Below are 14,134 nucleotides of genomic sequence, written 5' to 3' on the forward strand. Positions count from 1 at the left end.
CCTTCGGCCGTGACCCAACAGCAGGTGTGGCCCTGGCCGGCGGGCGCGGCGACCGGCATCGGTTCGCTGCCCGGCACCGACATCGCCGAGGCACAACGGATCGTCCTGGGTGAACTGCCCGCCCTGCCCCACCTGCCGGAGCTGCCGGCCCGGGGGCCGGGCGCGGACCTGGTCGGGCGTACCGGCGGGCTGCTCGTGGAATTGCCGGTCGAGCTGTACGCCGCGCGCTGGCGGATCGCCCCCCGCCCCGGCCGGGACCTGCGCCGCGCCCGGGACCTGATGGAACGCGACCTCGACCAGCTCGCCGAGCAGGCCGAGGCGTACTCCGGGCCGGTGAAGGTGCAGGCGGCCGGGCCGTTCACCCTGGCCACGGCGGTGGAGCTGCCGGTCGGCGGCGCGCTGCTGCGTGACCCGGGCGCGGTGCGGGAGCTGACCGCGTCCCTGGCCGAGGGGTTGCGGCTGCACGTCGCGGCGGTGGCCCGTCGGCTGCCCCGGGCGTCGGTGCTGCTCCAACTCGACGAGCCGTCGTTGCCGGCGGCGCTCGCCGGCCGGGTACGCACCGAGAGCGGCCTGGGCACGTACCGACCGGTCGACACGGCCGTCGCCCGTACCCTGCTCGGTGAGGTGATCACGGCGGTCGGGGTGCCGACGGTGGTGCACTGCTGCGCGCCGGACGTGCCGCTGGAACTGATCCGCACCGCCGGGGCGGTCGGGGCGGCGCTGGATCTCGCCCTGCTCACCGACCTGGACCCGCTGGGCGAGGCGATCGACGCCGGCCTCGGCCTGCTGGCCGGGGTGGCGCCGACCCTGCCGCCGGCGGCCGGCGTCGCGCCGACCTCGGCACAGCTCGCCGACCGGGTACGCGGACTCTGGGACCGCCTCGGCTTTCCGCGTCGCCAACTCGCCGGACAGGTGGTGGTCACCCCCGCCTGCGGCCTGGCCGGGGCCACCCCCGGGTACGCCCGCGCGGTCCTCACCGCCTGCCGGGACGCCGGGCGGCGGCTGCACGAGGGGTGAGGTTTCCCGTCGTACCCGGTGGGCAGGATGACGGCCATGATTGGACAACTGCGTTCCGTGGCCATCGACTGCCCCGACCCCCGGGCGCTGGCCGCCTTCTACGCGGAGCTGCTCGGCCTGCCCCTGGCCGAGGAGGACTCCGACGGCAACGAGTGGGTGGTGCTCGGCGGCCCGGTCGGGCACCAGCCCCGGCTCGCCTTCCAGCAGGCGACCGACCTGGTTCCCCCGGCCTGGCCCGATCCGGCGCGTCCGCAGCAGTTCCACCTCGACGTCACTGTCGACGACATCGAGGTGGCCGAGAAGGCGGTGCTCGCCCTGGGCGGCCGGCGGCTGCCCGGCGAGGGTGAGGGCTTCCGGGTCTACGCCGACCCGGTGGGCCACCCGTTCTGCCTCTGCTGGGACTGACCCTCCGTCGGGCGGGTCGGGCGTCGGCCCGGCCCGGCCGACGTGCCGGGGTGGTGCCGGCGGGGCATGATCGGGTCCGTGACCGACCCCTCGCTGCGCCGCGCCTCCGGTTCGCTGTTCGGGCTCGCCTACGGCGACGCGCTCGGCAAGCCGACCGAGTTCCTCACCGTCACCGAGATCCACCGCCGGTACGGCCCGGCCGGGCCACGGGAACTGGTCGGTGATCCGGTGCTGGTCACCGACGACACCCAGATGGCGCTCGCGGTCGCGTGGGCGCTGCACGACGCGCCGGAGCACACCCCGGCAGCCGTCGAGCCGCTGCTGCGGCGACGCTTCCTGGACTGGGCGGTCAGCCCGGACAACAACCGGGCCCCGGGGATGACCTGTCTGCGGGCCTGCGGCGAGCTGGGCCGGGGGCTGCCCTGGCAGCAGGCGACGGTGGTCGACTCGAAGGGGTGCGGGGCGAACATGCGGGTCACCCCGGTCGGGCTGCTCGACGTCGACCCGGACACCCTCGCCGGGTTGTCCCAGCTCCAGGCCGGCCTCACCCACGGTCACCCGACCGGGCTGGCCGCCAGCGAGCTGACCGCGTACGCGGTGCGGGTGCTGCGTGACGGCGCGGCACCGGCGCGACTGCCCGGCCTGCTGGCCGACCGGGCCCGCAGCCAGCGGGTCACCTACCGGGACGACTGGCTGGGCGACCTGTGGCAGCGGGCCGGTGCCGGCTCCCCGGCGCAGTTCATCGCCGCCGGCTGGGACGAGTGCCTGTCGGTGCTGGACCGGCTGGCCGCCGCGCTGCGCCGGCCCGACGACGGCGACGACCCGTGCCGGCACACCGGTGAGGGCTGGATCGCCGAGGAGGCGCTGGCCACCGCGCTGCTGTGCGTGCTGCGGCATCCGGACGACCCGGTGGCCGCGATCGGCCGGGGCGCGACCACCGCCGGCGACTCCGATTCGATCGCCGCGCTGGCCGGCGCGTTCCTCGGCGCGGCCCACGGGATGTCCGGCTGGCCGGCCGACTGGTCCACCCGCATCGAGTACGCCGACCAGCTCGCCACCCTCGGCGCGACCTGGGACTGACCCGTACGGCCGGACGCGACACCGGCCCGGGCGGTGCCGGCACCCCCGTCGCGGTGCCGGCACCGCCCGGGCCGGTGCGGTGCTCAGGCCGGGCTGCGCCGCCCGTGCAGGCGCTTCACCTGACGCCACAGGGCCGGGTCGCAGCTGCCGGCCCGGCGGGAGAAGGCGTCGGCCGGGATACGCAGCGGCTCGGCGAGATCCAGCCAGCTGTCGTGTCCGGCGTCCGGGTCCCAGTCCCGGGTGGGGATCGGCACGTGGTCGTCCCGGTCGCTCTTGTCCTGGCTGGTGATCTTCAGGACCTCGACGCCCCGGTCGTCGGCGCGCACCACCAGGCAGGGCCGGACCTTCGAGCCGGTGCCGTCGTGGAACGGCACGTCCGCCCACCAGATGTCACCGGGCCGGGGCGTGCCGGTGGGGGTGCGGGGGTGGGGTGGCGCGGTCGGCCGGGCCCGGTCCCGGGGCGGGGTGCCCCGCTCCGGTCGGGTGCGCCCGCCACCGCTCGACGGGCGGCCGCCCCGGCGTCGCCACTCGTTCCAGACCCACCCGGCGGCGACCGCCAGGACGATCAGCAACCCCCACAGCAACCACTGCGGCATCGATACCTCCGAATCCCTCTGCGGCAGCCACCGCCGCCGACGTGCGGCGATCGTCGCACGCCGCGAGGTCGGCCGCCCGGCGGGCGGGGTGGGGGGAGGCAGGGGAATGTCCTACCGGCCGGTTACCGTGCTCCCGTAGCGTGATCACGGGGGAGGTTCGCACGGTGTCCGGAGGCGACAGGGTGTCGGAAGAAGAGATTCCCCAGCAGGTCAGCGCCGCCCAGGAGGCGGCTGCCGGTGGTGAGCCCACCCCCGGGGCCCGGGAGCGGCACGCCACGTTGAGCCAGGAGCTGACCGAACACCAGTACCGCTACTACGTCCTCGACGCGCCGACCATCACCGACGCCGAGTTCGACAGGCAGTTGCGGGAGCTGGAGGCGTTGGAGGCGGAGTACCCGGCGCTGCGCACCCCCGACTCGCCGACGCAGCGGGTGGGCGGCACCTTCTCCACCGACTTCACCCCGGTCACCCACGCCGAGCGGATGCTCTCGCTGGACAACGCGTTCGCCGACGAGGAGTTGGCCGCCTGGGCCGAACGCGTCGAGCGGGACGCCGGTGGCCCGGTGCCCTACCTGTGCGAGCTGAAGGTCGACGGCCTGGCCATCAACCTGACCTACGAGAAGGGCCGGCTGGTCCGCGCCGCCACCCGGGGCGACGGGCGCACCGGCGAGGACGTCACCGCCAACGTCCGCAGCATCCGCAGCGTGCCGGCCCGGCTCACCCCGTCCGACGAGTTCCCCGACGTGCCGGAGCTGCTGGAGGTGCGGGGCGAGATCTACTTCCCGGTCGCCGGGTTCGCCGACCTCAACGCCAGCCTGGTCGAGCAGGGCAAGGCGCCGTTCGCCAATCCGCGTAACGCCGCCGCCGGCAGCCTGCGCCAGAAGGACCCCCGGATCACCGCGTCCCGGCCGCTGCGGCTGGTGGTGCACGGCACCGGCGCCCGCACCGGCTTCCGGCCGGCCACCCAGTCCGAGTCGTACGCGGCGCTGCGGGCGTGGGGGCTGCCGACCAGCGACCGCTGGCGGGTGGTGCCCGACCTGGCCGGCGTGGTGGGGTACATCGCCCACTACGCCGAGCACCGGCACGACGTCGAGCACGAGATCGACGGGGTGGTGGTCAAGGTCGACCCGGTGCCCATCCAGGGTCGGCTCGGCTCGACCAGCCGGGCGCCCCGGTGGGCGATCGCCTTCAAGTATCCGCCGGAGGAGGTCAACACCAGGCTGCTCGACATCGAGGTCGGCGTCGGGCGGACCGGCCGGATCACCCCGTACGCGGTGCTGGAGCCGGTGCACGTCGCCGGTTCGACCGTCGCCCAGGCCACCCTGCACAACGCCCGCGAGGTCGAACGCAAGGGGGTGCTGATCGGCGACACGGTGGTGCTGCGCAAGGCCGGCGACGTGATCCCCGAGGTGCTCGGCCCGGTGGTCGAGCTGCGTCCCGCCGACGCCCGCCCGTTCGTCATGCCCACCCACTGCCCGTCCTGTGGCACGGCGCTCGCCCCGGCCAAGGAGAGCGACGTCGACATCCGCTGCCCGAACGCCCGTAGCTGCCCGGCGCAGCTGCGGGAGCGGGTCTTCCACCTCGCCGGGCGGGGCGCGTTCGACATCGAGGTGCTCGGCTACAAGGGGGCTGCCGCGCTGCTCGACGCCGCGATCATCAGTGACGAGGGTGACCTGTTCGCCCTCGACGCCGCGCAACTCGCCCGTTCGCCGTTCTTCGTCAACAAGGACGGCAGCCTCGGCACCAACGCGACCAAGCTGCTCGACAACCTCGCCGTGGCCCGGGAACGCGACCTGTGGCGGGTGCTGGTGGGGCTCTCCATCCGGCACGTCGGGCCGACCGCCGCGCAGGCCCTGGCCCGGCACTTCCGCTCGGTCGAGGCGATCGAGGCGGCCGCCGAGGAGGAACTCTCCTCGGTCGACGGGGTCGGCCCGACCATCGCCGCCAGCGTCAAGGAGTGGTTCGCCGTCGACTGGCACCGCGACGTGGTCCGCAAGTGGGCCGAGGCGGGCGTCCGGATGGCCGAGGAAGCGGTCGACGAGGGGCCCCGCCCGTTGGAGGGTGTCACCGTGGTGGTGACCGGCACGCTGGCCGGGTTCAGCCGGGACCAGGCGGCCGAGGCGATCCAGACCCGGGGCGGCAAGGTCACCGGCTCGGTCTCCAAGAAGACCGGCTTCGTGGTGGTGGGCGACAACCCCGGTGCCAAGGCCGACAAGGCGGCCGGCCTCAAGGTGCCAGTGCTCGACGAGGACGGTTTCCGGGTGCTGCTCGACGCCGGCCCGGACGCGGCCCGTGAGGTGGCCCGGGTCGACGAGAGCTGACCGTCCGACCACCCGGTTCCGCGTCGCCTGTCCCGCTGCCCCCATAGGTGAATCTTGGCCTGTATTCCAACTTAGTCACGACTACGACCGATTCGCGGCTGTCGTGTGGGTCCACCGACACCCAGGGCGTTTCATGGTGGCAGGTGTGCGGCAGGCGTACACCCTGATGGGCGTGCCCGGGAGGTGCGATGGAGACCGCCGACCTCCGCAACTCGTTCCCGGGTGGGCGGGAGGGGCCGTTCCTGGGTCTCGTCGCCGGGGTGGTCGGCCTGGCCGCCCTGGCCACCGTCGCGTCGCTGGTCGACCTCGTCGACCGGCCGGACGGGCTGCCGGCGGCCTTCTGGACGATGGCGGTGCTCGCGGTCGGCTGCGACGCCCGCCCCTTCGTGCCCTCCGGCCGCCGGCAGACCTCCGCGGTCTTCCCGTCCACCTGCTTCACCTTCGCCATCCTGCTCGGCTGGGGCCTCGGCCCGGCGGTGCTCGTGCAGGCCGTCGCGGTCGCCGTGTCCGGCATCCGGCTGCGGCACGCCCCCTGGCGGACCACGTTCAACGCCGCCCAGTACGCCTGCGCGCTCGCCGCCGCGTACCTGGTGCTCCGGCTCGGGCCGGGCGGCCTGTTCGACGGCGACCGGTTGGGCTGGACCGACGTGCTCGCCGTCGGCGGCGCGACCCTCACCTGGTTCGTCGTCAACTACGGCCTGGTCAGCACCGCGCTGCGGCTGCGCTTCGGCGGCCGGTGGTGGCCGGCGGTCCGGCAGGGGCTGCCGTTCGAGCTGCTCTCCACCGGCTCGCTGCTGCTGCTCGCCCCCGTCCTGGTCACCGCCGCGCGGGCCAGCGCCGCGCTGATCCCGCTGGTGCTGGTGCCGCTGTTCGCGGTCTACCGGATGGCCCACCTCTCCGACGAACAGGTCCAGCTCGCCGCCCTCGACCCGCTGACCGGCCTGCCCAACCGCAAGGCGCTGCTCGCCGAGGTGGCCGAGCAGGTGCACCGGCACGCCGAGCGGGTCGCCCGGGGTGAACCGGGGGCGCAGGTGGCGCTCCTGCTGATCGACCTGGACCGGTTCAAGAACGTCAACGACGCGCTCGGCCACGCCGTCGGCGACCGGCTGCTGGTGGAGGTGGGTGCCCGGCTCGCCGGGGTGGTCGGCGACCGGGACCTGCTGGCCCGGCTCGGCGGGGACGAGTTCGCCATCGTGGCCGGCGGGCTCGACGGCGTCGACGAGGCCCGTGAGCTGGCCGGACGGGTGGTCGCCGCGCTGACCGAGCCGGTGTCGCTGGACGGCCTGCCGCTGGACGTCGGCGGCTCGATCGGCATCGCGCTCTTCCCCGACCACGGCGAGGACTACGCCACCCTGATGCGCCACGCCGACGTCGCCATGTACGACGCGAAGCACCGCAACGACACCGTGGCCGTGTACGCGGCCGAGTCCGACCACAACTCCGCCGAGCGGCTGGCGCTCCTGGCCGACCTGCGGCGCGTACTGGAGAACCGGCCACCGGCCGGGCAGACCGTGCGGGGCGGTGACGGCGCGGCGCTGCCACCCCGGCTGGCCCCCGACGACGGACCCGGCCGTGCCCCGCGCCCCGACGCCGGACCGGCCCCCGGCCCCGGCATGCGCACCGGCACGGGCGGCACCGGCAGGTGGTGGCTGCCCCGGCGACGCCCCCGGCCGGCCCCGGCGCACCCCGACGAGCTGCTGAACCGCATCCTCACCGGCGCCGACCCGGTCCGCCGCCACCGCACCGCACCGGAGCACCGCACACCCGCGCCGGCCCCGGACACCGGGCCCGAGCCGACGCCCGAAGCCCCGGCGGCCGAGGTCGGCGAGATCACCATGTACTACCAACCGCAGGTCGCCATCGCCACCGGCGAGGTGGTCGGGGTGGAGGCGCTGCTGCGCTGGCGGCACCCGCGCCGGGGGATGGTCGACCCGGAGGAGCTGATCCGGGTCGCCGAGCAGAGCGCCGTGATGCGCCTGCTCACCTACCGGGTGATCGACGACGTGGTGGCGCAGCTGGCGAAGTGGTCGGCCGCCGGCACCACGCTGCGGGCGGCCCTCAACGTCAGCGTCCGCGACCTGCACACCGGGGAGATCGTCGACCGGATCGCCGACCGGCTCGCCAGCTACGGGGTACGCCCGGACCGGCTGCAACTGGAGATCACCGAGGGGGCGCTGATGGCCGACCCCCGGCGGGTGCTCGCCACCATCACCCGGCTGCACCAACTCGGGGTGGCCATCTCGCTCGACGACTTCGGCACCGGCTACTCGTCGTTGCAGCACCTGCGCCGGCTGCCGCTGTCCGAGGTGAAGGTGGACCGGTCGTTCGTGCTGGGGATGGCCGGGGACGCCGACGACGCGGCGATCGTCAGGTCGACCATCGAGCTGGCCGGCGCGCTCGGCCTGCGGGTGGTGGCCGAGGGGGTGGAGGACGAGCGGACCTGGCGGCTGTTGTACGCGGCCGGCTGCGACGCCGCGCAGGGCTGGTTCTACGCCCGCCCGATGCCCGCCGAGGAGCTGACCGCCTGGCTGGCCCGCTACCGGCCGCTGAGCCCCGTCCCCAGCCCGGACGCGGAGATCCCCCGCCGGCACGCCCGCTGACGGTCCCCGGCACACCCCGGGCGGGCGGGCCCGGACCGGCCCGGCGGCCCGAGGGCAGGGGGAGTCGGGGGCGTCGTGCTCGGCGCAGGACAATAGACTCGCTCCGGTCACCGCGCGTCATCCCGTCGACGTCGCGGCCGGCCCACCCGCCCGCAGCAGCACAGCCACGAAGGGGGCACCGATGGCCGCCATCTCCCGCGAGGAGGTCGCGCACCTCGCGCGACTGTCGCGGCTCGCCGTCACCGAGGAGGAGCTGGACACCTTCGCCGGTCAACTGGACGTGATCCTCCAGTCGGTCGCGCAGGTCGGCGAGGTCACGGCGGCGGAGATTCCGCCGACCTCCCACTCGGTGCCGCTGACCAACGTGCTCCGCGACGACGTGGTGGTGCCCGGACTGACCCCGCAGGAGGCGCTGTCGGGTGCCCCCGACGTCGCCGAGCAGCGGTTCCGCGTCCCGCGCATCCTGGACGAGGACGTGGCGTCGTGAGCGGATGTGTAGTTGACACCGGGCATGACAGGCGAACCATCGAGCCCAGTGCGCCGGCTGCCCGGGGCACCGGTGAGCGGAGCGAGGCGACGGCATGACCGACCTGACCAGAATGACCGCGACCGACCTGGCCGGGTTGGTGGCCTCGGGGCAGACCTCCGCCGTCGAGGTGACCCGGGCCCACCTGGACCGGATCGCCGCCGTCGACGACCGGGTGCACGCGTTCCTGCACGTCGACACCGAGGGGGCGCTGGCCGCCGCCCGCGCCGTCGACGAGCGCCGGGCCGCCGGTGAGCAGCTCGGGCCGCTGGCCGGGGTGCCGGTGGCGGTGAAGGACGTGCTCACCACGAAGGGCGTGCCGACCACCGTCGGCTCCAAGATCCTCGAAGGCTGGCGTCCGCCGTACGACGCGACGATCGTGCAGCGGCTGCGCGCGGCCGGCACGGTGATGCTCGGCAAGACCAACATGGACGAGTTCGCGATGGGCTCCTCCACCGAATACTCGGCGTACGGCCCGACCCACAACCCGTGGGACACCGACCGGATCCCGGGCGGCTCCGGCGGGGGCAGCGCCGCCGCGCTGGCCGCGTACGAGGCACCGCTGGCCATCGGCTCCGACACGGGCGGCTCGATCCGCCAGCCCGGCGCGGTCACCGGCACCGTCGGCGCGAAGCCCACCTACGGCGGCACCTCCCGGTACGGCCTGGTCGCGTTCTCCTCCTCGCTGGACACCCCCGGCCCGTGCGCCCGTACGGTGCTCGACGCGGCGCTGCTGCACCAGGTCATCGGCGGGCACGACCCGCGCGACTCCACCTCCATCCCGCAGCCGGTGCCGGACGTGGTGGCCGCCGCGAAGCTCGGTGCGACAGGCGACCTGACCGGGGTGAGGCTCGGCATCGTCAGGGAGTTCACCGGTGAGGGCGCGGAGCCGGGCGTGATGGCCGCGTTCCGCGAGTCGGTGGACACCCTGGCCAAGCTGGGCGCGGAGATCGTCGAGGTGTCCTGCCCGCACTTCCGGTACGCGCTGCCGGCGTACTACCTGATCGCGCCCAGCGAGTGCTCCTCCAACCTGGCCCGGTTCGACGGGGTCCGGTTCGGGCTGCGGGTCGGCGACGACGGCAACCGGTCGCTGGAGGAGGTCATGTCGCTGACCCGGGAGGCCGGGTTCGGGGCCGAGGTCAAGCGGCGGATCATGGTCGGCACGTACGCGCTCTCGTCGGGCTACTACGACGCCTACTACGGGCAGGCGCAGAAGGTCCGTACCCTGATCACCAGGGACTTCACCTCGGCGTTCGAGCAGGTCGACGCGCTGATCTCGCCCACCACGCCGTTCGTGGCGTTCCCGATCGGGGCGCGCACCGCCGACCCGTACCAGATGTACCTGGCGGACCTGTTCACCATCCCGACGAACCTGTACGGCGGGCCGGGCATCTCGGTGCCGTGTGGCCTGTCCGAGGGGCTGCCAGTCGGTCTGCAGGTGATGGCCCCGACGATGGCCGACGACCGGATGTACCGGGTCGCCGCCGCGCTGGAGTCCGTGGTCGGCACGTTCACCCCACCGGCACTGTGAGGCTGGAGTTCAGATGACGACGACACTGCCCGCGTACGACGAGGTCGTTGCGCGCTACGAGCCGGTGATCGGCCTGGAGACCCACGTCGAGCTGGGCACGAACACCAAGATGTTCTGCGGTTGCCCGACCGACTTCGGCGGCGAGCCGAACACCCGGGTCTGCCCGGTGTGCCTGGGCCTGCCCGGCTCGCTGCCGGTGGCGAACAGGGCGGCGATCGAGGCGACGATCCGGATCGGCCTGGCGCTGAACTGCTCCATCGCCGAATGGTGCCGGTTCGCCCGGAAGAACTACTTCTACCCGGACATGCCGAAGGACTTCCAGATCAGCCAGTACGACGAGCCGCTGTGCTTCGACGGCTACCTGGACGTCGAGGTCGACGGCGAGCTGGTGCGCATCGGCATCGAGCGGGTGCACCTGGAGGAGGACACCGGCAAGACGTTGCACGTCGGCGGGGCCACCGGCCGCATCCACGGTGCGACCGAGTCGCTCGTCGACTACAACCGGGCCGGCATCCCCCTGGTCGAGATCGTCACCAAGCCGGTCCCCGGCACCGGCGCGCTCGCCCCCGAGGTCGCCAAGGCGTACGTGACCGAGCTGCGCGACGTGCTGCGCTCGCTGGGCGTCTCCGACGTCCGGATGGAGGAGGGGTCGCTGCGGTGCGACGTCAACACCTCCCTCAACCTGCCGGGCGAGGAGTGGGGTACCCGCACCGAGACCAAGAACGTCAACTCGTTGCGGTCGGTGGAGCGGGCGGTCCGCTCGGAGATCCTGCGCCAGGCGTCGGTGCTGGACGCGGGCGGCCGGATCACCCAGGAGACCCGGCACTTCCACGAGGACACCGGGGACACCACGCCGGGCCGTTCCAAGGAGACCGCCACCGACTACCGGTACTTCCCGGAGCCGGATCTGGTGCCGCTCGCCCCGGACACCGCCTGGGTGGCCGAGCTGAAGGCGGCCCTGCCGGAGCTGCCCCGGCTGCACCGGCGCCGGCTCCAGGAGCAGTGGGGCCTGTCCGACCTCGACATGCAGTCGGTGCTCAACGCCGGTGCGGTCGAGCTGATCGAGGCGACCGTGGCGGCCGGGACCACCCCGGCGGCGGCCCGCAAGTGGTGGCTGGGTGAGCTGTCCCGTCGGGCCAACGAGACCGGCACGGAGCTGGCCGACATCGGGGCCACCCCGGCGCAGGTCGCCGAGTTGCAGGGGCTGGTCGACGCGGGCAAGCTCAACGACAAACTGGCCCGTACCGTGCTGGAGGGCGTGGTCGACGGCGAGGGCTCGCCGACCGAGATCATGACCAACCGGGGCCTGGAGGTGGTCTCCGACACCGGCGCGCTCACCGCCGCCGTGGACGAGGCGATCGCCGCCAACCCGGGCATCGCCGACAAGATCCGCAGCGGCAAGGTCGCCGCAGCCGGTGCGCTGGTCGGCGCGGTGATGAAGGCCACCCGTGGCCAGGCCGACGCCAAGACCGTCCGTGACCTGGTCCTGGAGCGCCTCGGCGTCCAGGGCTGACCGCGCGGGCGGGAAGCCGCTGCTTCCCGCCCGCGACCCGTGAGGGCTGCCGGCGTGACCCGACGGTGGCCCTCACCCCTCCCCCGGGGTACGCGCGCGACCCGCGCCACCCCCGACCGAGGGCGTCAACGGCGACGCCCGGATGGAGTTCCCGTGAACGAACACGACCTCGACGTCCTCGACGAGATTCAGCGACGGGTGCTGTGGCTCGCCACCCGGATCGTGGACGCGGCCAACCACGACCGGGACACCGGCGACGGGGTGAAGGTCGGTGGGCACCAGGCGTCCAGCGCCTCCCTGGTCACCGCGATGACCGCCCTGTGGTTCGCCCACCTGGACGCCGAGGACCGGGTGGCGGTCAAGCCGCACGCCTCCCCGGTGTTCCACGCCATCCAGTACCTGCTGGGCAACCTGGACCGGTCGTACCTGCCCCGGTTGCGGGCGCGGGGCGGGTTGCAGTCGTACCCGTCGCGGACGAAGGACCCGGACGCGGTGGACTTCTCCACCGGCTCGGTCGGGCTGGGCGCGGCGGCCCCGCTGTTCGCCGCGGTCACCCGCCGCTACGTCGACGCCCATTTCGGGGCCCGCCCGCACTCGCGGTTCGTCGCGTTGATCGGTGACGCCGAACTGGACGAGGGGAACATCTGGGAGGCGGTCGCCGACCCGGCCACCACCGGCCTGGGCAACGTGATGTGGCTCGTCGACTTCAACCGGCAGTCGCTGGACCGGGTGGTGCCCGGCATCCGGATCGACCAGTGGCGTGGGCAGTTCGAGGCCGCCGGCTGGCACGTCGTCGAGGTCAAGTACGGCCGCCGGCTCGCGCAGGCGTACGCCCGGCCGGGCGGGGCGGCGCTGCGCGACTGGATCGACCGGATGCCCAACGAGCAGTACCAGTCGCTGTTCGGGCTGACCGGGCCGGCGCTGCGCGGGCAGTTCCTGGACGGCGCGCCCGACGGCATCGCCGGGTTCATCGCCGACCTGACCGACGAGGAGTTGGCCCCGCTCGTCACCGACCTCGGCGGGCACGACCTGGAGGCGATGCTCGACGCGTACGCCCAGTGCGACGCGGTGACCGACCGGCCCAGCGTCGTCTTCGCGTACACGGTCAAGGGGTGGGGGTTGCCGATCGCCGGCAACCCGCGCAACCATTCGGCGTTGCTCTCCACGGCGCAGGTCGACGCGCTGCGGGCGGCGCACGGCCTGACCGCCGCGACCGAGTGGGACCGGCTCGACCCGGCGAGCCCGGCCGGCATCCGGGCCGGCGCGCGCCGCGAGGCGCTGGCCCGCGCGCCCCGGCACCGGTCGCTGGGGGTCACCGTCCCCGAGGCCACCGGGGTACGCACCCACAAGCCGGTCTCCACCCAGGAGGTCTTCGGCCGGGTGCTGGTGGAGCTGGCCCGGGACCCGCAGGTGGCGCCCCACCTGGTCACCACCGCGCCGGACGTGGCCACCTCCACCAACCTGGCCGGGTTCATCAACCGGACCGGGGTGTTCGCCCCGACCGAGCGGCGGTCCTGGTCGCAGGACCGGATGCTGCGCTGGACGGAGAGCCCCGCCGGGCAGCACATCGAGCTGGGCATCTCCGAGATGAACCTGTTCCTGCTGCTGGGCCAGCTCGGCCTGTCCTGGGACCTGTCCGGGCAGCCGCTGCTGCCGGTCGGCACGGTCTACGACCCGTTCGTGCTGCGCGGGCTGGACGCGTTCCTCTACGGCACCTACTCGGGTTCCCGGTTCGTGGTGGCCGGCACCCCGTCGGGCGTCACCCTGGCCCCGGAGGGCGGTGCCCACCAGTCCACCATCACCGCCTCCGTCGGCCTGGAACTGCCCGGCGTCACCCTCTGCGAGCCGGCCTACGCCACCAGCCTCGACTGGCTGCTCTGCGACGCGCTCGGGCAGATCGCGCAGGGTGCCGCGCCGGCCGCCACCGCAGCGCCCGCCGAGGACGGGGCGTACTACTTCCGGTTGAGCACCCGCCCGCTGGACCAGACGCCGTTCGAGGCGGCCCGGGTCCGCCTCGGTGACGCGGTGCTGCGCCGGCAGGTGGTCGCCGGGGCGTACCGGCTGGTGGACGCGCACCAGGCGCACCCGCAGCTGGCCGACGCGCCGGTGGTGACCCTGGCCGCCTCCGGGGCGGTGCTGCCGGAGACGCTGGCCGCCGCCGCCGAGCTGGCCGAGGAGGGCATCGCGGCGCACGTGGTCGACGTGACCAGCCTGGACCGGCTCTACCGGGCCTGGCAGCGCACCCTGCGCCAGGGCGTCCGCACGGCGACCGTGCCGAGCGTGCCGGGGGCGTTGCGGGCCGCCTTCGGGGACCGGACCCCGCTGGTGACCGTGCACGACGCCGCCTCGCACACGATGGCCTGGCTCGGCTCGGCGCTCGGGGTGCCGGCGGTGCCGCTCGGGGTGGACGAGTTCGGCCAGTCCGGCAGCGTCCGCGAGCTGTACGAGTTGCACGACCTGCTTCCCGGCAGCATCGTCAACGCCGCCCTGGCCGCCCTGTCGCTGCGCTGACCGCCGTCCCGCCTCCGCCCCGCCTGTCTGCCAG

10 protein-coding genes are annotated in these 14,134 nt (G+C 74.3%); 9 read left to right on the forward strand and 1 reads right to left on the reverse strand.

Going from position 1 to position 14,134, the window contains the following annotated elements; translation table 11 throughout:
• Nucleotides 1–9: 9 nt before the first annotated feature.
• The 3 genes from Q2K16_RS27605 to Q2K16_RS27615 all read left to right on the forward strand — a co-directional run bounded on the left by Q2K16_RS27605 (nt 10) and on the right by Q2K16_RS27615 (nt 2,502).
• Entirely contained in the window at nt 10–1,017 is a 1,008-nt protein-coding gene (locus Q2K16_RS27605; protein WP_302741060.1) for a methionine synthase, read from the forward strand.
• A 36-nt stretch (nt 1,018–1,053) separates the two neighbouring features.
• Entirely contained in the window at nt 1,054–1,422 is a 369-nt protein-coding gene (locus Q2K16_RS27610) for a VOC family protein (protein WP_302741062.1), read from the forward strand.
• A 66-nt stretch (nt 1,423–1,488) separates the two neighbouring features.
• Nucleotides 1,489–2,502, forward strand: coding sequence for an ADP-ribosylglycohydrolase family protein (locus tag Q2K16_RS27615; RefSeq protein ID WP_302741064.1), 1,014 nt, complete (start codon nt 1,489–1,491; stop codon nt 2,500–2,502).
• An 83-nt stretch (nt 2,503–2,585) separates the two neighbouring features.
• Here the strand turns inward: Q2K16_RS27615 and Q2K16_RS27620 are convergent, their stop codons facing one another.
• Nucleotides 2,586–3,098: a type II toxin-antitoxin system PemK/MazF family toxin gene (locus tag Q2K16_RS27620; RefSeq protein WP_302741066.1), complete on the reverse strand. Its 513-nt coding sequence runs from the start codon at nt 3,096–3,098 to the stop codon at nt 2,586–2,588.
• Nucleotides 3,099–3,280: 182 nt separating this feature from the next.
• On the opposite strand from Q2K16_RS27620, the gene ligA reads away from it, so the two are divergent.
• The 6 genes from ligA (at nt 3,281) to Q2K16_RS27650 (ending at nt 14,100) form a co-directional block, all read left to right on the forward strand.
• Nucleotides 3,281–5,419, forward strand: a complete 2,139-nt coding sequence (ligA, locus tag Q2K16_RS27625) for an NAD-dependent DNA ligase LigA (protein ID WP_302741068.1) — start codon at nt 3,281–3,283, stop codon at nt 5,417–5,419.
• A 188-nt stretch (nt 5,420–5,607) separates the two neighbouring features.
• A complete protein-coding gene (locus tag Q2K16_RS27630) occupies nt 5,608–8,019 on the forward strand; it encodes a putative bifunctional diguanylate cyclase/phosphodiesterase (protein ID WP_302741069.1) in 2,412 nt (803 codons plus the stop codon).
• Nucleotides 8,020–8,200: 181 nt separating this feature from the next.
• The gene (gene gatC, locus Q2K16_RS27635; RefSeq protein WP_302741070.1) at nt 8,201–8,506 is read left to right on the forward strand and encodes an Asp-tRNA(Asn)/Glu-tRNA(Gln) amidotransferase subunit GatC; all 306 of its coding nucleotides are present in this window, start codon (nt 8,201–8,203) and stop codon (nt 8,504–8,506) included.
• A gap of 94 nt (nt 8,507–8,600) precedes the next feature.
• Entirely contained in the window at nt 8,601–10,076 is a 1,476-nt protein-coding gene (gene gatA, locus Q2K16_RS27640; RefSeq protein WP_302741071.1) for an Asp-tRNA(Asn)/Glu-tRNA(Gln) amidotransferase subunit GatA, read from the forward strand.
• A gap of 13 nt (nt 10,077–10,089) precedes the next feature.
• Nucleotides 10,090–11,589, forward strand: coding sequence for an Asp-tRNA(Asn)/Glu-tRNA(Gln) amidotransferase subunit GatB (gene gatB, locus Q2K16_RS27645; protein ID WP_302741072.1), 1,500 nt, complete (start codon nt 10,090–10,092; stop codon nt 11,587–11,589).
• 153 nt (nt 11,590–11,742) lie between these two features.
• Nucleotides 11,743–14,100, forward strand: coding sequence for a transketolase-like TK C-terminal-containing protein (locus tag Q2K16_RS27650; RefSeq protein ID WP_302741074.1), 2,358 nt, complete (start codon nt 11,743–11,745; stop codon nt 14,098–14,100).
• The last annotated feature ends 34 nt before the right edge of the window (nt 14,101–14,134 follow it).

Origin of the sequence: Micromonospora cynarisoli (assembly GCF_030518815.1) — a bacterium.
GTDB classification, from domain to species: domain Bacteria; phylum Actinomycetota; class Actinomycetes; order Mycobacteriales; family Micromonosporaceae; genus Micromonospora; species Micromonospora wenchangensis.

Excerpts from the sequence above, each read along its gene's own strand:
- Q2K16_RS27610 (WP_302741062.1), top strand. The coding sequence starts at position 1,054 with ATGATTGGACAACTGCGTTCCGTGGCCATCGACTGCCCCGACCCCCGG.
- Q2K16_RS27615 (WP_302741064.1), top strand. The coding sequence starts at position 1,489 with ATGATCGGGTCCGTGACCGACCCCTCGCTGCGCCGCGCCTCCGGTTCG.
- Q2K16_RS27620 (WP_302741066.1), bottom strand. The coding sequence starts at position 3,098 with ATGCCGCAGTGGTTGCTGTGGGGGTTGCTGATCGTCCTGGCGGTCGCC.
- Q2K16_RS27630 (WP_302741069.1), top strand. The coding sequence starts at position 5,608 with ATGGAGACCGCCGACCTCCGCAACTCGTTCCCGGGTGGGCGGGAGGGG.
- gatC (WP_302741070.1), top strand. The coding sequence starts at position 8,201 with ATGGCCGCCATCTCCCGCGAGGAGGTCGCGCACCTCGCGCGACTGTCG.
- gatA (WP_302741071.1), top strand. The coding sequence starts at position 8,601 with ATGACCGACCTGACCAGAATGACCGCGACCGACCTGGCCGGGTTGGTG.
- gatB (WP_302741072.1), top strand. The coding sequence starts at position 10,090 with ATGACGACGACACTGCCCGCGTACGACGAGGTCGTTGCGCGCTACGAG.